This is a genomic window from Spiroplasma mirum ATCC 29335, assembly GCF_000565195.1.
Taxonomy (GTDB): Bacteria; Bacillota_I; Bacilli_A; order Mycoplasmatales; family Mycoplasmataceae; genus Spiroplasma; species Spiroplasma mirum.
Map to the genome: position 1 here is coordinate 684,790 of NZ_CP006720.1, position 17,418 is coordinate 702,207.

General features: G+C 28.2%; 25 protein-coding genes and 1 pseudogene. 5 read left to right on the plus strand and 21 right to left on the minus strand.

The window, feature by feature from the left end; all coding sequences use genetic code 4:
• Positions 1 to 3: 3 nt before the first annotated feature.
• The 4 genes from mraZ to P344_RS03415 all read right to left on the minus strand — a co-directional run bounded on the left by mraZ (position 4) and on the right by P344_RS03415 (position 1,685).
• A complete protein-coding gene (gene mraZ / locus P344_RS03400; RefSeq protein ID WP_025317486.1) occupies positions 4 to 435 on the minus strand; it encodes a division/cell wall cluster transcriptional repressor MraZ in 432 nt (143 codons plus the stop codon).
• A 239-nt stretch (positions 436 to 674) separates the two neighbouring features.
• Positions 675 to 851 (minus strand): 50S ribosomal protein L32, encoded by a 177-nt coding sequence (rpmF, locus tag P344_RS03405; protein ID WP_025317487.1) that lies wholly within the window; start codon positions 849 to 851, stop codon positions 675 to 677.
• Positions 851 to 1,393, minus strand: a complete 543-nt coding sequence (locus tag P344_RS03410) for a DUF177 domain-containing protein (protein WP_025317488.1) — start codon at positions 1,391 to 1,393, stop codon at positions 851 to 853. Before P344_RS03410 ends, rpmF begins: the two co-directional genes overlap by 1 nt.
• Positions 1,394 to 1,409: 16 nt before the next feature.
• A complete protein-coding gene (locus P344_RS03415) occupies positions 1,410 to 1,685 on the minus strand; it encodes a hypothetical protein (protein ID WP_025317489.1) in 276 nt (91 codons plus the stop codon).
• A 405-nt stretch (positions 1,686 to 2,090) separates the two neighbouring features.
• On the opposite strand from P344_RS03415, the pseudogene P344_RS08090 reads away from it, so the two are divergent.
• The 5 genes and pseudogenes from P344_RS08090 to P344_RS03430 all read left to right on the plus strand — a co-directional run.
• Positions 2,091 to 2,204 (plus strand): annotated as a pseudogene (locus P344_RS08090) (hypothetical protein); the annotation flags it as partial.
• A gap of 35 nt (positions 2,205 to 2,239) precedes the next feature.
• The gene (locus P344_RS07455) at positions 2,240 to 2,656 is read left to right on the plus strand and encodes an ATP-binding cassette domain-containing protein (protein ID WP_051477555.1); all 417 of its coding nucleotides are present in this window, start codon (positions 2,240 to 2,242) and stop codon (positions 2,654 to 2,656) included.
• Positions 2,650 to 2,814: a hypothetical protein gene (locus P344_RS06755; protein ID WP_156028548.1), complete on the plus strand. Its 165-nt coding sequence runs from the start codon at positions 2,650 to 2,652 to the stop codon at positions 2,812 to 2,814. Before P344_RS07455 ends, P344_RS06755 begins: the two co-directional genes overlap by 7 nt.
• On the plus strand, positions 2,814 to 3,104 hold the full coding sequence (locus tag P344_RS03425) for a hypothetical protein (RefSeq protein WP_025317490.1): 291 nt from the start codon (positions 2,814 to 2,816) through the stop codon (positions 3,102 to 3,104). The genes P344_RS06755 and P344_RS03425 overlap by 1 nt, the downstream gene beginning before the upstream one ends.
• 116 nt (positions 3,105 to 3,220) lie before the next feature.
• Positions 3,221 to 3,655 carry a hypothetical protein gene (locus tag P344_RS03430; protein WP_025317491.1) on the plus strand — a complete coding sequence of 145 codons (435 nt, stop codon included), beginning with the start codon at positions 3,221 to 3,223 and terminating at the stop codon, positions 3,653 to 3,655.
• A 326-nt stretch (positions 3,656 to 3,981) separates the two neighbouring features.
• Here the strand turns inward: P344_RS03430 and P344_RS07460 are convergent, their stop codons facing one another.
• From P344_RS07460 to P344_RS07475, 17 genes are all read right to left on the minus strand, one after another.
• On the minus strand, positions 3,982 to 4,137 hold the full coding sequence (locus tag P344_RS07460; protein WP_245565515.1) for a hypothetical protein: 156 nt from the start codon (positions 4,135 to 4,137) through the stop codon (positions 3,982 to 3,984).
• Between the two features lie 58 nt (positions 4,138 to 4,195).
• Positions 4,196 to 4,348, minus strand: a complete 153-nt coding sequence (locus tag P344_RS07465) for a hypothetical protein (RefSeq protein WP_236681350.1) — start codon at positions 4,346 to 4,348, stop codon at positions 4,196 to 4,198.
• A gap of 21 nt (positions 4,349 to 4,369) precedes the next feature.
• Positions 4,370 to 4,873, minus strand: coding sequence for a hypothetical protein (locus P344_RS07470; RefSeq protein ID WP_236681351.1), 504 nt, complete (start codon positions 4,871 to 4,873; stop codon positions 4,370 to 4,372).
• A gap of 146 nt (positions 4,874 to 5,019) precedes the next feature.
• Positions 5,020 to 7,410 (minus strand): phenylalanine--tRNA ligase subunit beta, encoded by a 2,391-nt coding sequence (pheT, locus tag P344_RS03440; RefSeq protein ID WP_025317492.1) that lies wholly within the window; start codon positions 7,408 to 7,410, stop codon positions 5,020 to 5,022.
• 15 nt (positions 7,411 to 7,425) lie between these two features.
• Complete coding sequence (gene pheS, locus P344_RS03445) at positions 7,426 to 8,463, minus strand: phenylalanine--tRNA ligase subunit alpha (protein WP_025317493.1); 1,038 nt, start codon at positions 8,461 to 8,463, stop codon at positions 7,426 to 7,428.
• Positions 8,464 to 8,762: 299 nt separating this feature from the next.
• On the minus strand, positions 8,763 to 9,257 hold the full coding sequence (locus tag P344_RS06070) for an FtsX-like permease family protein (protein ID WP_148552313.1): 495 nt from the start codon (positions 9,255 to 9,257) through the stop codon (positions 8,763 to 8,765).
• Between the two features lie 154 nt (positions 9,258 to 9,411).
• Positions 9,412 to 9,870, minus strand: a complete 459-nt coding sequence (locus P344_RS06075) for an ABC transporter permease family protein (protein WP_025317495.1) — start codon at positions 9,868 to 9,870, stop codon at positions 9,412 to 9,414.
• 135 nt (positions 9,871 to 10,005) lie between these two features.
• Positions 10,006 to 10,239: a hypothetical protein gene (locus P344_RS03455; RefSeq protein WP_025317496.1), complete on the minus strand. Its 234-nt coding sequence runs from the start codon at positions 10,237 to 10,239 to the stop codon at positions 10,006 to 10,008.
• 143 nt (positions 10,240 to 10,382) lie between these two features.
• Entirely contained in the window at positions 10,383 to 11,069 is a 687-nt protein-coding gene (locus P344_RS03460; protein ID WP_236681352.1) for a M48 family metallopeptidase, read from the minus strand.
• A gap of 73 nt (positions 11,070 to 11,142) precedes the next feature.
• On the minus strand, positions 11,143 to 12,441 hold the full coding sequence (locus tag P344_RS03465; RefSeq protein WP_025317498.1) for an SLC41A family transporter: 1,299 nt from the start codon (positions 12,439 to 12,441) through the stop codon (positions 11,143 to 11,145).
• 224 nt (positions 12,442 to 12,665) lie between these two features.
• Positions 12,666 to 12,914, minus strand: coding sequence for a hypothetical protein (locus tag P344_RS03470; RefSeq protein WP_025317499.1), 249 nt, complete (start codon positions 12,912 to 12,914; stop codon positions 12,666 to 12,668).
• A gap of 420 nt (positions 12,915 to 13,334) precedes the next feature.
• Positions 13,335 to 14,543, minus strand: a complete 1,209-nt coding sequence (locus P344_RS03475) for a hypothetical protein (protein ID WP_025317500.1) — start codon at positions 14,541 to 14,543, stop codon at positions 13,335 to 13,337.
• Between the two features lie 687 nt (positions 14,544 to 15,230).
• A complete protein-coding gene (locus P344_RS03480; protein ID WP_025317501.1) occupies positions 15,231 to 15,539 on the minus strand; it encodes a hypothetical protein in 309 nt (102 codons plus the stop codon).
• A 72-nt stretch (positions 15,540 to 15,611) separates the two neighbouring features.
• Positions 15,612 to 15,977 (minus strand): hypothetical protein, encoded by a 366-nt coding sequence (locus P344_RS03485; protein WP_156028687.1) that lies wholly within the window; start codon positions 15,975 to 15,977, stop codon positions 15,612 to 15,614.
• A complete protein-coding gene (locus P344_RS06970) occupies positions 15,959 to 16,114 on the minus strand; it encodes a hypothetical protein (protein WP_156028552.1) in 156 nt (51 codons plus the stop codon). Before P344_RS06970 ends, P344_RS03485 begins: the two co-directional genes overlap by 19 nt.
• A complete protein-coding gene (locus P344_RS03490; protein WP_025317503.1) occupies positions 16,098 to 16,760 on the minus strand; it encodes a hypothetical protein in 663 nt (220 codons plus the stop codon). The genes P344_RS06970 and P344_RS03490 overlap by 17 nt, the downstream gene beginning before the upstream one ends.
• Positions 16,761 to 16,991: 231 nt before the next feature.
• Positions 16,992 to 17,408 carry an ATP-binding cassette domain-containing protein gene (locus tag P344_RS07475; RefSeq protein WP_236681353.1) on the minus strand — a complete coding sequence of 139 codons (417 nt, stop codon included), beginning with the start codon at positions 17,406 to 17,408 and terminating at the stop codon, positions 16,992 to 16,994.
• Between the last annotated feature and the right edge of the window lie 10 nt (positions 17,409 to 17,418).

Genomic DNA, 17,418 nt, shown 5'->3' on the forward strand with positions numbered 1-17,418 from the left:
GCGTTAAATTTTTTCTTCAAAATTTTTCGCGGCATCTTCCATTGCTGGAGCACCATCAATATATTGGTTTCAAACAGCAGGATCTCATAATTCTAAGTGATCATTATTACCAATAATAACGACATCTTTTACGATCTGTACTTTTTCTTGTAAAATACTAGAAAGTTTAATGCGCCCGGCATTATCGAAAGTAGTTTCATCAGACATTGACATTACTTTCCGCGCTAGTGCCCTTCCTTCGGCAGTCGCTTGGCCAGTTGAACTAATTTTCGTAGTTCACTTGGTTCATTCTTCTTTGTTACGAACATCAATACAACCATCAAAACCAAGAGAAATAAAGACCTTATTATCTTTAAATTGCTCTCGTAATTTCGAAGGAATTGTTAATCTTCCTTTGTCATCTAGTGTATGATTGTAAGTTCCTAGAAGTGCCATTGTCTCCCACTTCACCCCACTTTCACACATATTATATTTCACTTTTTCCCAAAATGCAACAATTTTTATCGATTTTTTGCATTATTTTCTGGTTTTTAACTAGTTTAATATTAATTTCTTGGAAATTTTACCCCACTTTCTCCCACTAATAAAATAAAGGTACAAATTAGGAAAAATAGCAAAAAAAAAAAAAAACATTAATTACCAGAGACTAATGTTCTAATTAATTCGAAAGATAACTAATCAACTTTCACAATTTCTTTATTTTTATAATACCCACATTCACGGCAAACACGGTGAGGTTTAATTGTTGCGCCACAATTACTACATGTAGTTAAGGTTGCCAAGGCTAATTTAAAGTGTGTGCGACGTTTTCTTTTAGCTTGTTTCGATGTCTTACGAAATGGAACTGCCATTATTTTTCCTCCTTATTCTTCTGTTCATATTGCTGTTTTAACTCTTCTCAGCGTGGATGATCTACTTTATTAGCTTGATATTCATCAAATTCCTGGTCCGAAATAACCTGTCAAGATGAATCACCACTAATTATTGTATCATTATTAATTGAAAAATTAATAGGAATATTCATAATAATTTCGTCAATTGCATATTTTATTATATCAAAATTATTTTCATTTAAATAATTTATATTAGAATTTTCACTAAATTCAAAAGAATATTCATTATTTCAATCCAATACCAGTGGATATGGAATAATTCGTAATATTCTGGCATCCATGATCATTGTATTAGTTACAATTTTAATATTAACTTTAATAACTCTCGTTGACTGGTCATAATCAACTTTCCCTTGTAAATCAAGTTCAGTAATCGCTTTTAATGGCTCGTAACTAAAAGAAGTCTCATTAACTTTAAAACTATTATTAATGGTATAATGTGGGTTAGCGATTAGATCTTTTTCTGTTAAAACAATAATTATCACATCCTTATTTTTCATAAATCAACAGATATTATTATAAACTATAATATCCAATATTTAAATTTTTTTGTCATTGAACAGTTCGATCATATTCTTTTAATAATTGTTCATAATAATTTTTTTGGTTTTTTAATGTTCCAATTTTTGCATTGGCATTAGCATTTGCCATTCTAATTGGTTGATAATTCGCCATATCATCAATTATTAGTTGGGTCGAAGCTTGGTTAAAGGCAAAGAATAATTTACTACTAGCTTCTTTTTCTTGGTTAATAAAGCCAGTTAATTGACTTACTAATTTATTAACTGGCACTTTGAAAACCAGTTATTACCGCTGATGAACCACCAATAATAACCGCTGCTAATATACTTAATAATCGTTTCATTATGTAATATCCCTCTGTTAATACAAAATATTTTCTATTCTTTTTAAATAACATCTTTTAAGAAAAATATCATTTAAAATAGTGTAATTTTTTCTAAAACAGTCTTTATTTATTGTTTAATACTTAATATGTTACCTTTTAAAAACCTGTCGCCTTCCTTTTTTTACATCCATTGTACAACTAAATATAAAAAAATTAATTATTTTTTAAATTTTTTTACAATTTTTTTATTATTTAAATTTCTGACTTTCCATAGTATAATGGTGTTTTGATTAACTAACAACTAATGAAAAACTAGTTTGAACTTTATTAACAATAGTAAAGGAACAACTATGCAAACAATTCTCAAAATTAATAATCTAAGAAAAAACTATGGAAAAAAAGAAGTCTTAAAAGATATTAACTTAAATGTTTATCAAGGTGAAAATATTGCCATTTTAAGAGCAAATGGAAGTGGAAAAACCACTCTTGTTGAAATTATTTGTCAAACTATACTAAAACAACTAGTGGTGGAAAAATTCAATACCATTTTTCAAATAATAAAATCAAAGAAAATATTGGGATTCAATTCCAAAATGGTGATTGACCAGATGGGTTATCTGCTAAAGACAATCTTAATTTTTATTGGACTTTATATACCCCCCATGTTAGTGAAGAAGAAACAACAGATTTAATTAAAGCATTTGATCTAAGCGAATTTTTTACCTGTCCTTTAAATCCTTTATCCGGCGGACAACGTCAACGGTTTAATGCTTTATTAGCAGTGTTTCATAAGCCAGAATTAATAATTTTAGATAAAGTCTCAACAGGCTTAGATATTCAATTACGATACAATATTTTGAAATTTTTAAAAAATATGACCCAGGACCACAAAAAAAAAAAAAAACAATTATGTTAATTAGTCATAATCCCGATGAAGTCGAATTCTTATGTGACCGGTTAGTTATTTTACACGAAGGAAGAATATATTTTGATGCCAAAATTAAAAATGTGATTGATAAATACCAAGGTGTTGCGAAACGGATGGATTTATACTTTGAAGGAGGATTAAAATAATGGTTAATAAAATTAAAAAAACTAATGCTAAACAACTTGGGGAGTTTATTTTTAAACAACAACCATGAGGGTTATACTGAAAATTAATGTTGCTCTTCTTAAAAAGTTTTCGTCGTAACTTCCAAAATATTTTCTTTGTTTTTATTATGTCAGTTTTCTTTATGGTAATCTTTTATTTTGTACTACGAGATATTTATCAAAATGGTACCAACATGATTAAAGCTAATTATATCTTACTAGCACCAATGACAGCTGGAATTACTAGTTTGGCAACAACAATTACCGAATAAAAAAACTCGATCTTTTTAAAACGTTTAAATGTTATACTCCCATTAAAAAATGACATTTTATTAGTATCTTAATTATCTTTTATTTTATTATTTCAATCTTATCAACTTTTTGAACAATGTTATGAAAAATTATTGTTGATCCCCAACAAACAGTTAATTATTTGGCAACCATTAACTGAGGTTATTTTATCTTAGAAGTTATCCTTTTTATCTTTGTTTCAATTGGGATTGGAATTTTAATTGGGGGTGGGGGGTTAGCAAAATCAACGGGAACGGCCCAAGCGTTAACGTTAAGTATTTATTTCCCCTCAATGTTCTTATCAGAAATTATGAACCCCGCCTATGTTATTGCGGAGGCCCGAAATATTTTTAATGATATTGGTTATATTTTCCCCCATAAATATGCCGCGACAATTACAATTTACGGGTGAAATATTAATGCTAATCCTTACATTTATGATAATCCTGGTGATTTAACTAATAAGGTTAGTTTAATCCAAGCAATGGAATTTCCACGATTTTACATCCCAATTATAGTAGCTTGTTGGTAATCGGCCGGATTGTTTGTCCTAAGTGGGTTAACTTTTAAATGAGAAGTTAAAAATTAAAAAATAAAAAAACATACATATTATAATGATGTTTTTTTATTTTAAATTTCGGTGCGAGATCGGAATCAACTTTCACCTTGCGAATTTGTTGAATTGCTTTTTTCATCCCACTTCTTCAGCATACACAATAAACTCGTTAATGAAGATTACAAAGGTGTAAATAATGATTGGAATAACATAAGCCCAATAATATCAAGTTGGTTTTTAAATTATTTGGGGTGCTTTTGCGGCAATAAAAATATATTGGATAATTGGTGTCCAGAAAAACATTAATAACTGGGTAACGGTTGTCGCAAAAACCCCATTAAAATTCCCCCCGCAATAAAGATTAAAACATAATTATAGTATTGAAAATTTTGAAAGATTACATAGCCATAGGCAAATCCGTGGTGCGAAGCAACTGCTGCTAAAGGGGGTCCCAACAAGACTATAATAATCGCAGAAGTATCGGTTTTAATTGAAACAGTTGCCTGGTTCGAAAAGTTAATTTTGGGAAACCCGCATTAACTGGTACATTCCAACTGCTTCAATGGTATATAAAAACGCCGTGATTAAGGCTAAACTCATTCCTCCAACTGATTGTCAGGTTAACCCCTTATCAATTGCAAAGTTAATTCCCATTCCAATAATTAACACGGTTGAAATTATTAATGCTGTTTAAGTATATTTTTGTTTCGCGCGGAAAAAAATCACTGATTCAATCGCGACTAAAATAACATTTAAGTTTAGTAATAAACCAGGAACGGTCCCATCATTTCCATCCGACGCCATAATTATTAACATTACTGATAGTTGGAAGAAAACCATTGCCACTGGTTTTTCTAATAAACCATATAACACAATTAACCAGGTTTCTTTATGTTTTAACATTTTAAAATAACAAATAAAATTTGTGGGCTTGTAAAAAATAAACATTGTTAAAGCTCCCAAGATTTCTTGAATTGTAACAAAAAATGTTGAGTTTGAAATTGAACCCAAATCTCCATAAGGACCATTATTCGGAATTAAATATAACATCAGTGGTACAAATGAATAGCCAAAAGCGACGATTAAACCATATACAATCCCAATTTCTTTTCGATTCCGTTCAACTAATTTTCCTCATTCGGAAGAACTAATCCCTTCTGTCTGCTGAGCGGAATCTGTCTTTTTGTGAACCATCCTTACTCACACCTTCTTCCCATCTCGTCATGCTATTAACTAAATTATAGTTTTTACTAATTTAATCAATACCTTATTTTTAATAAAAAAGCCTTGATTACAAGAAAAAAGAACTATTTATCATAAATAATTCTGTTTAATTATTGTTAACGAATAGTAATTCCTAATTTAGTTAAATTATTTTTAATTTTATCATATTCATTATTCACATCCGCTTCAGTTAACTGTTGATCATTACTATTAAAAGTAAACCGAACGGTTAGGGAGCACATATCAGAAGCAATGTTTTCTCCTTGATACTGTCCAACAACTTCAACATTTGTTAAATGGTTAAGATCCACAATAATTTTTGGTTCTAAATCACCATAATTATCCGTCTTTTTAATTAGCATTGAAATATCGCGGGTTGAAGCAGAATATTTATTTAACTCGCGAAAGAATGTTGTGATCTTATGAGGATAGTTAAAAATCACTTCTAAATTAATTTCACAGAAATAAGTATCAATTTTATTTGCAAGCAAATTGGGATGAACTTTTCCAATTACTGCTAATAATTGGTTATCTAAATAAACTTCACTAGTTTGGTAAAGATGAAAAATTGGTAATGGTTGTGCTTTGCGATATGTTAACTTTGTTAATGGAATTTGTGCTTTAGTTAGGAACCCTTCCAATAATCCTTTCATATAATAGTAGGAATTAGCCAATTTATCCGCTGTTAAATTACTTTTAATAACATCTGCTTGCGCTACAAAACTAGCATGGTAATTTTCCTGGTTCTGATTAAAATAAATTTTTTCAATTGTAAATAATTTTACATTATCCAGATTACGAGCATTATTATATTGCACAGTAGTTAGTAAACTATTTAATAAACTTAACCGCATTGTTTGGTGATCTTGTGATAAGGGACTTAGTAAATGGTAAGGGTTTTGATAACCAAATAAATTAAAGTCTTGATTTTCCTGGTCATTCACTATTGAGTAAGTTTTTGCTTGGTAAAAACCATTCCCTAATAATCATTGTTCTAAATCCGCGATAACTTTTGCTTTGTTATGACTAGTTTTTTTCACATGAGGAACAACTGGCGGAGTTGCAATAATGTTATCATAACCATATAGCCGGACAACTTCTTCTACAATATCTGCGGGTTGGTGTAAATCAGTTCGCATCGCTGGTGTTTGGACAACAAAATAATTATGGTCTTGTTCATTAATAACAAAGTTTAAGGGTTCTAATAAGTCCTTGACATCTTTTAAGGCAAACTGGTACCCAATCAAACTATTTAAATAACTTAGGGAAACCATAATTTGGTCATTTTCTAAGTATTTTTCTTTAACAAAATTAATTACTGATACTTTCGCTAAATACTCGTGAAGTTCTAATAACTTAATAAACCTTCCCAATCCAATATTCACCGTTGCTGAAGACATTGGTTTAATGTAGCGTTGTAAATTTAAATTACTAATGCCTACTTTTCGTTGTTGACTGCGCATTTTTGTAAAGTTAATATTTACAGCCAAGATTGTAATTTCAGTAGTTGTGTTCGTTATTTCATAGGCCGGATTAGTTTTCACCCCAATTAGTTCTACAAATTGTTCATCATCAACAACAACTAAATCCCCCTTGGTAATCCCAAATTCTTTATTTTCATAATTATCGGTAATTTTTAATGTTCCCGTAATTTTTTGTCGATCATATCCTAATAAGGGTTGGCCAGTTTCAATGGTTGTAACTGCTAATAAATCATGAATTGGTTTGGTGATATCTGATTGGTATTGATTCATTTTTAATCAAATTCGTTTTTTGGTCGCTAAGGGATGGCGGTTTTCTTTTAACTGAATATTAGCACTAACTGCGACATTAACATCATTAGTATCAATGACAACTTTTAAATTATTTTCATATTCAGTTAATTCACCAGGATCTTCTAACTCTAAAGGTTCTAACTTACGATTGAAGTAATTAGCTAATTCACGAGCTAGTTCATAAGCACTTAACCCATCACTACGGTTTAAAGTTAAATCAACTTCAAAACTAGAATCATCTAACCCCAACATTTTGCCAATGGCACTGGTTCCTAAATTTTCATAATGAATATCAATATCTTCAGTTAAGGGCAGAATTTCATCTAATTCCGCGGTTGTTAAGGTTCCCTTTGGAATTCGTAGTTCTTCTAATGAACAAATTATTCCTTCCGAAGCAAAACCACAAATATTAGTCGCTGCAATGTCTGCCCCATTTGCTAAGTGTGCTCCTGGTTTGGCAACCACCACATACATTTCTTCGGCCACATTACTTGCGCCACACACAATCGGATCAACTAACTCACCCTTGGTATCTACTAAACAGAAGTTCAAGTGGGTGTCTGGAATCGGATTTACAACTTGGACTCTCCCCAAAACAATATTAGTATTCTGATCATAGTTATGGTAGTTATCAACTTCAAAACCAAGACTATTTAAAGCACTAATAATTTGTTCATCACTAATCTTATTTAAATCAATATAACATTCTAGTCATTTTCTTGTTATTATCATCGTAGTTGTCCTTTCTTAATTAAAACCTTTAAACTGGTCTAAAAATCGTAAGTCATTAGTATAAAAGCGGCGAATATCATCAACCCCATATTTTAACATTGCAATCCGTTCAATCCCAATTCCAAATGCAAATCCAGTTAAATCTTTTGATTGTCCACATGCTTCAAATACGAGCGGGTTAATCATCCCGGCTCCTAAAATTTCAATTCACCCGGTAAATTTACACAAGTTACATCCTACGCCCCCACAACAAATACAAGTCACATCAACTTCTACTGATGGTTCGGTGAAGGGAAAGTAACTTGGACGCATTCGAATTTGGGTTTTATCACCAAACATTCGTTGACAAAAGTATTGTAAGGTTCATTTTAAGTTTGCAAAACTAACATTCGGGGCCACTAAAAATCCGTCAATTTGCATAAACTGGTGGGAATGTGTGGCATCATCATCATCGCGGCGATAAGTATTTCCGGCGGAAATTATTGCTAACACTTGGTCTTGGGAAGTCATCCCACTAATTGCACGAGCGGTAACATTTGTACAGTGGGTTCTTAATAAAATACTATCACTAATGTAAAAAGTGTCTTGCATATCACGGGCGGGATGGGAAACCGGTAAATTTAACTGTTGAAAATTATATTCATCACTTTCTACTTCTGGTCCAAATACTGTGTCATAACCTAACTCTTGAAATATTTGGGAAATTTCATCAATAATGATATTAAGCGGATGTTTATTTGCAAACTTTAATTGATATTCTCGTAATGTTAAATCAATTTTTTCATTTTCTAACTTATTATTTAAATAAACTAGTTCTAATTCTTGCTTTTTGGTTTGTCATAAGGTGGTTAGTTCACTTTTTGCTTTATTAGCTAATGCCCCCATTGCCACGCGTTTTTCATGTTTTAAATCTTTTAAACCCCGTAGTAAATCATTAATTGTTGATTTTTTCCCTAAATATTTAATTTGCATGTTGTTTAATTCTTCTAAACTACTTGATGTGTTAATTTCCTTGATTGCATTTGCAATTAATTCTTGTAATTCTTTTTCCATTGTCTAACTCCTTTTTGTGTTGATAAGAAAACTCCTTATTTAATATCAAAAGATATCAAATAAGGAGTGAATATATCACGGTACCATCCTTGTTCAGATTAAAGTAATCTCTTAATTAGTTAACGAATTATGAAATAATCCGGCTGGGATTAGCAGCTCTCATTAGGTGAATTCATTAATCCCTCATAAACTATTTCTCACCAATTATAGTCTCGCTGGATATCAGTTAAATTAATTACTACTCCTAAATCATTGATTTAAAATATTAAATTTTATTTATATAAGTATTATAACCTATTTTATTCAGTTAGTTCATTAAGTTTACGTTTTTTAACTAAATACATTGATAGCATTCATGACAAGACAAGAACAACGCCAATAATAACCCCGGCTTTGAGTGGTGTTTGTCAATTAAGCGGAACATTTAGTACTACCATAAATTTTGTAAAGATAATATCAAGGGCAATTTTTCAAATTAAAAGTGTTAAGAAATAAGATAAAATAAAAGTCAGAATAATTCCTAAAACATAATTTCCAATTACAATAAAATTGACTTGGCCGAGGCAATAACTTAGCGCTCGCATTGTTAAAATAATTTGACTTGCTTCATCAATAAACGAAGAGGTTACAACTGCTAAAATAATGAAAATAATTGCTCCGTTTAAAATTTGCATTATTAACAAGGAATTATTAACTAATTTTAAAGCGGCTTTGGCGATTGCTTGCTGTAAGGTAATTGTTGAAATGCTATTTGGGTTTAATAACAAGGCCGCGTTGTTATCATCATTATTCACTAATTTTTTTAAGATATCCAATAAACTACTATTTAAATCACTATTAAAGAAATTTAACGCTAAATTTTGAAGCTGGAATTTAACATTTGTTTTTCCTTTAATAACATTATCAATATTAATGTTGGGATCAATTAACTACTCTTTGGAAATGATACTATTTATAGAAGACTGGTAATGGTTGGTTATTATTATCCACATACAAGTTTTTTAAATTATCATAATTAATAAAAACATTATTTTTTAAATTATCGTTTTTAATAATTCCTTTAATAGTAATCGGAATATTAAATTTACTTAAACGATTATTAATAGTTAAATTAAAATAATCATTAACTTGTAAATGGGCTAACTTAGCAAAACGATAAGAAATAATGTCAGGAATTTTACCATTTATTAAATTAGTAGTAAAAATATCATTAACCTGATTAGTTCGAATTTTATCAAAACGATAAAATTGATCCCAATTCTGACTTGGTAATCACACTAAACTAATATCATTCAGAACAACATTCTCCTGGGCACTAGAACTAACTTTTAGATTTAGATATGGTAACCCAGTCTGGGGATTGTAATAAACTTGGTTAAAAGCAAGGAGAGTGTGGGTAGTTTGCAAATCTAAAATATTTGGTAACTGTTCTAAACTCTTAATTCAACTAGGAATCGGAATTGTCTGGCCCAGACACTGACAGCTAAGGATAAATACTGAACTAAATCCGCCAAATAAATTGCTTTATAACCAGGATGATAACTAGCAATTTGAGCTAAGGCAACAGCACAATAACTTGGCAGTTTTTTTATGTGCAAAAGTAGTTTCATCATAACAAAAATAAACATTAATTTCTTTTGTTGTGGGATCAAAGGTTGCTAATAAATAAGCTAAGGTTAAGCCATCACCCCCATTATTCCCAAAATTACTAAAAATTAAAAAATTTTGGTGCGTAAAATTAAGATTATTAAATAACCCGCGAGCACTGCGTGTCATTAGTTCTTTAGCTTGATAATTTTTAAAGTTTTCATGAAATATGCATCAAGTTGATAAGTCATTTTACTAGTACCCAAGTATTTGATTGTCATCATCCTTACTATGTGTCAATAATATTTTACTATCAGAAAATAAAAAAAGTTTTAAATTCCTTGTTTTTTTAAAACTTCAATTTTTTCACGATAATTTGGTAAGTATTTTTTTACATAATGTCAAAATGATTTTGAATGATTGTGGTGGACAAGATGACTTAGCTCATGAACCACAACATATTCAATAACACTTGGATCAAAATGAATTAATTTAATATTTAGCACAATTTTGCCGGTTTGTGGATAACAAACTCCTCATTTTCTCGTCATTGATTTAATGTTCAGGTTCTTATATTCTAACTGCATAATTTTAGCTCACTTATTAACTAATTGCTCAAATTTATAAGTAAACTTCTGACGTAAAAAATTATGGAGTTTTTTTAAGTTTTCTTCATAACTCCCATAATCTTTCATTATAAATAATTCTTTATTAATAATTTTGGTATGAATATTTTTGGTCGTTAATTGAAGTGGGTATTTGTTATTAAAAACAATTACATAACCTAGATGGTTAACAGGCGCAAAGGCAACTTTCCGATAAATATCATGATAATCCATAATCGTAAGAATTTTTTTAATATTGCGATAAATTAATCCTTCAATTTCTCAGTCATTCGCGTGACTCGGCGCTGAAATTTTAATCTTGCCATTATTAACATTTAACACAATATTCTTTTGTTTTTTAATGGTTAATTCATATTTAATTAATTTTCCTTGGTAAGATAATGTTTTTGTCATTGTTATAATTTACCTTCAAATTATCAAGCGCTCAAAGAAAAACCGCAAAGCTTAACAAGGTGGTTTTGATTGTTTAATTATTGTGCTCGTCATTGTTATTGTGGGGTGGATAGTTATTAACCAGCGGGTTTTGGTTATTAAACTCATTATGTTGCGGTTTTTTTACTGTAATATCTTCACGATATTTTTTCCCCGCTTTTCAGATTTTATCAATATCTCCTAAAAATACTTTCCCATCATAAGAATGATCAACCTTGGCATTTGGATTCGAACGACCACCAACAGTCCCTTTGATATAAGGACCCCCAATTTTTTGTTCAAGTGTTCTCGTATCAATATGGGCACTTTGTTTTGATTTAGGAATAAATAACGAAGTTTTGGTTTGCACTTTATTAACTTGGTTCGGAGATTGGTAATGATATGATTCATGGTGTTTAATAACATCACCTTTTTGAACTAACTCAGCGAGGTTAGCGATGTCAACTCCTTTTGATGATTCATCCAAAACTTCCCCATCACGTAGGGTACGCAAATATTGTCCTTCAGAGCCCACCCGAATTTCTTTTTTTGTTTCATTTTTTCTTGTGGCACTAACTCAGCGACTATTATTAATACTATTTTCATTAGCAATTTTTTGGGCGCTTGCCATGCGTTGTTTTAATTGGGCCATTTTTAATTTTAAATCATTATTAACGCTTGGCGCTTGATTAACTGGGGGAAGCGCACTAGGTTTAATTTCATTTGCTTGGACAAATTGTTTTTGGGGAACTGTCCCGCCAGCTCCAATCCGTCCGGCAGCTAGGTTAATAGCACGTTGACGGTTACAATCATCTTCAGATAATTGTGAATTTTTCATTACCGCAAGACTATATTTTAAACCAATAATGGCCCCAATTGTTAATAAGAATGGACCAATTAAAAGTAAGATTTCTAGTGGTTGAAATTTTAAACCATAACGATATTTTTCGCCAATTGTAGTTGGTGTTACTGTGGCTAAATAAATTGCCACAATTGTTAAGGCTAATGAAGCAAGTCCAACAACAAACGCTAAAAAGTAACCAAAAATTTTAAAACTATTATTTTGGGGAATTAGCACTGGAATTAAGTATAATAAGGAAATTCCAAAAGTAATTGCAATTAAAACTTCTCCAACAGCGGTTTGATTGGCAATCATTTTTGCGACAGCACTACTGTTATCTCCCTCAATAGCGCGTACAACACTCACAAGATCGTCAAAAATTATTTTTCCCGGAACTTTAATCCCTTGGGCGGTGGCATCTTTGGCAATAATAATTACCACCCCAAAAATTATTGTTGATAAAATCGCCCCAATAATAATTAAAATTCTTGATGATATTTTTAAACTCTGCATATTTACTCACCCATATTTCTTTATATATTGTCTTACATATAACCATCACTATACTATTTTATTTTACATTATTTTTAGCAAAAAGGAATTAGTTTAAAAAAATTATTTACTTTTCGAAGTTATTTAGGATATGTGAACAAATAACTAGAAAACTAAGAAAAGAAAACCCCTATTTACTTCTTATAGGGGTTAATAAAACTTAAATTAAAAATTAACAAATAATCTTAATTCAATGTTAAGTTTTCTAATAATAAATCAAATGTTCCCGGTGCTTGAGTTGAAGTTATTGCTAAGTAAAATAATTTATCTTGCACAATTGTGTCATCACTATATTTATCCCCAGGAATATATGTTCCTTCTGATTCGGGAGTTGCGATTTCAAGTTGATCAATACTAATTTCACTAATACTTGTTGATAATGTTTTATTAATATTAATTGCGGCAGTTTTATATGTAGAATCTACATTAAACATGTCTTTTAATTGTCAAGCATAGTAATAAAATCCATGATTAGGTAATGCAATTGCTGATTGTGGTGTTGAATCTTGGTGTTCAATACTTTGTGATTTTGTATAATTAATTGTATAATTTAGTCTTAATGCTAATAAATTTTTAACAACTTGTTTTAGTTTTTTATTTTCTATTGCATTAATTATTTGCTGGTTACCAAAAACTTTTATCTTAACTGTCCTTGCTTAGTTTAACCTTATCAAAAATTTTCTATTTTCATTATACATCTTTTGCTAAATATTTAAGGAAAATATTAAAAAAATAACATATTTTTGATTAATTTTATAAAAAGAAAAAAATTAAGGTTAAATAATATAAGTTAATTTTACTAATAAAAAAGTTATTTTAATTAATTAAAATAACTTTTTTCTCTATTAAAATTTTTATTGTTTTACTATGTAAAAGTTAGATTCTTGATATTTGCTTCCAAATGGAATATAACTAAAATAAGGGCCATAAATACTTCTACCATATATAAATTTAACTTCTCAATTTATTTTATTATTTTGATCATCATTAAATAATATGGTTGAATCATCTATAAGTTTTGATTTTGAGACATTTTTAAAACTATTTTCTAATCAAAAATAATTTGTATCAATTGAAGCATTATTTCTAAAATTGCTACTTAAAATATCTAAAATTTTACTTTTAGATGTAACATTACTTTTAATTTGGTTAAAAATATCACTATTTACAAAAAGTTTTATCTTATCTCCGTCTTTTATAGCATTAAAAAATTTGAAAAACTGGTAAATTAAATTCCCAAAATTATTAATTTTATTTTTTAAAGCTTCTTTTGTTAAATAAACATTAATTTGTTCATTTGCAAAACTATTGCTAATTAAAGGAATTCCTCAAATTTTAAAATAGCATAAATTAAAACTAGAGGAATTTAATAAAATTTTATCATCTCATTCTTCTCTTAAGTACTGTTTATTAAATTCATTGGCATTATCTTTTAAATTATTATTACTAAATAATCAGTTTAAATCTTGGTCACTAATATTGTCCCTATAAACTGAATAGTCATAATATAATTTTCATCCCTCGCGAGAAGTCACAGAATGTAATAATTCTTCATTATCATTAATTTGATAATTAACTTCATTTTTATTTATATTATTATCTAAAAAATTTAAAAACTCATATTTTATATACTTACTAATTTCTCTTACAACATTATTACTGAATAAAAAATTATTGTTTTCATATAATTTTTTATTTAATGAATTATTTTGCTGATCATCTATTATAATTTCATTATTTTTTTCGCTATTAAATTTTTTTATTTCTTCTAAAATTTTTGAAGCATATTTATTTACTAAACCCTTAATATATTCTTTATGATTAGTAAAGATAAATTCACCAATTAAATTTATTTTGGTTTTGTGTTCTTTATAATTTAGTTCTATTTCAAACTTATAACTTAGATTAATTGTTTTAATATTTGATATATCAAATTGGGTAGTCTTATTAAGATTGAAAACTTCTGGATTAATATAATTTCCGATAATTTCAACCGAATTTTTGACAATTTCAGTGGGTGGTTTAATATTACTACTAATATAAAAATTAGAATATTCATTCATAAGTTCTCTATTTTGAGATTTTTGTCAATTATTAATAATATAATCCATAATATTTTTTCAGTACCATTTTCTATTTTAATATTATCATTTTCTTCAGTAATTTGTGAAAATAATTGACTATTTTCTAGTTTAATAATGCCTTCACTATTTACTTTTTCATAAAATGAATTTTGTACTTTATTTTTTATATTATTTAAAGTTTCTATATCTTTTATTTTTTCTAATTCTTTCTTATTTGTTGTTTCTTTCTTTAGAGTTTTACACGCATTTATATTACTTACTATTGATGTTGTTAAAGTAAATATTCCTAATAAACTCATTAATTTTTTCACTTTTTCTATAACCTCCCATTATCAATTATTAAAATAATTGATAATAAAATTATATAAATTTAAAATTATATAAGTAATTTTTTATTAAAAAAATTTATAAAATTACAAAAAAATTGATAAATTTAGAAAAATATAATTTTTGAATTCAGAATATATAAATTAAAATAAAGTTTACTAATCTTAATTAATGTTTATTTCCTCCAAAAAATTCCTTTAACTATTTCTAAAAATTATGAATAAAAAGTTAAACAAAAAAACTCTTTTTGCTATATAAAAAGAGTTTTAAAATACAAAATTTTTATTTTTAAAGTAAATTTTATTTGGTAACTTTAAAAAATTTAATTTTTAAATGTTATTATACTAAATCATCTTTAATTATCAAATAAAAGTTTCAAGAAGTTAAAGGTGTATAGCAAATTGAATTATTGATGCTTTTGCCACCATACATTAAATCAAAATTTCATGTTATTCTTTTTGGAAGTTTAATAGTGTGATCATCGACTATTGTTCAAGTATGATTTTGCTTAGTTTCATCCCCTAAAGTAAACATATCAATATCTTCTAATTTTGCAATATCTTCTTGATTAATAAAATTATTAGTAATATCTATTAATGCATCATTATATTTTTCATTTTTAATTTGATCAAATAAACTTTTACTCAATGATCACTTTCTGACTCAATATGGTAATTTTTTATAAATAAAGTAATAATTGTTGCAAAATTAAATAGCTTTTTATTTAATCCATCTTAGGGGTTTGTCTCCATTTGAAACAATTTTCGATAACTGTAATCCTGCGATACTAATTTTTGCTAAATTAACATTAAAACTAGCTAGTTGTAATTCATCGCTACTAATTTCAAACACTTTTAAGATTTGTTTATAGAATGGTAAAAATTTTTCCGGCGTAATTTGATCTGATTGAAATCCCTTTCCTGTTCAGTGATTAGAAAAATATTTAGAATCGGCAATTAAAATTCCATTTGTTGTTTGATCAATTGCAGAAGATAATAATGTTAAAATTGATTTATCATCATTTCAAGTTACTTGTTGCATTATATCAGTTAATTCTGAATCATTATTTAAAAAACTAATCAACACTCAGCTTGGACGATATTATCTAAATTAATATGAGAAGTTGTATAATTAATATCAAAATTATCATATAATTTTTGGTAGGCAAGTTTTTTATAAATTATAATATATTCACCACTAAAATAGTTAATAATATATATCACCTGATAATTTAGTCATTGTTTCAGTTTGAAATTGATTAATTTTTTGAGGATCATTGGAAATAATAAAATTAAAGGTAAAATTATTAGATGATGATATTTTCTTATACTCTATATTATAATGAATATTAAATTGGTAAGAAACAGCTTTTAAACCATCAATCCCGACACCCGGATTTAAATTATGTAAATCTTCTAAATTAATAAAATTTAGGGTACTAATATTTTTCTCCATGTTTCAAGTTAAGGGATAACTGTTAACATATACGTTGGAGTATTCTTGAGCAATTTTAATATTAATTTGGTCTAAATAGTTTTTAAAAATAGTATTAATATTATTAATCCCCTGATTAAAATTACTATCAGCAATATCAATAACCGCAGTTGGTTCTTGTTTATTAACATTATTGAAGAAATTAGCAAACACCTCTGAACCATATTGCGTAGTATCAACATATTGGTTAGAATTTAAAAAATCTAAAAAATATTTATTAGTTTTGTTAACAATATTATTTAAAACTTTGGCATCTTTGGTTGTCGTAGCACCTGGAGTAGCATTATTTGTTTTAGAACCGGTACAAGCAATTAGTGTCGTTATTGCTCCAACTGTTAAACTAATCGTACCTAAAATTATTAATAGCTTTTTCATACTATCCTCTCCTTTAATAAGTTATTTTTAATTATGGGTAATTTTTTGATTTAAAAAATTAAAAGTAAACTTCGCAGTTGAAATTTTAGTGACCGGAATTTTATATTTAAGTGCAAAATTAGTGATATAAAATAGTGATAAGGGGGATGAAATGATAAAAAATAACCGATTAGTGATTAGTATTTTTATCATGCCAATTAACTGCTTTATTAACTGTTAGGAACCGCGAAATTAAAAGTCCAGACGTTTACATTCAATAAAGTAAGTGTTACTAAGGTTAAACTGTTTGAAATTACCAGTATAATATTGAGTACCATTCATCACCATTGTAAATTCATCAATATAGTCTTTAATTTCATTTAACAAGTGAGATAAAAAGAAGACTGTTTTACCCCGTAATGTTAATGCTTTTAAATATTTAATTATTTTTTCCCGGTTTTCAACATCTAATCCCGCTTCAGGTTCATCTAAGATTAAAATTTCGGGATCATGGATAATTCCCTGAATAATCATCACCCGCTTTTTCATACCTGAAGAAAAAGAATTAACATCTCTATGACGAGAATCTCAAATTTTTAGTGATTTCATTAAATATTCTAAACGATAGTATAAATACTTACCATTAACCCCATTCATTGGCTTTACCAAAGTTTTTTAA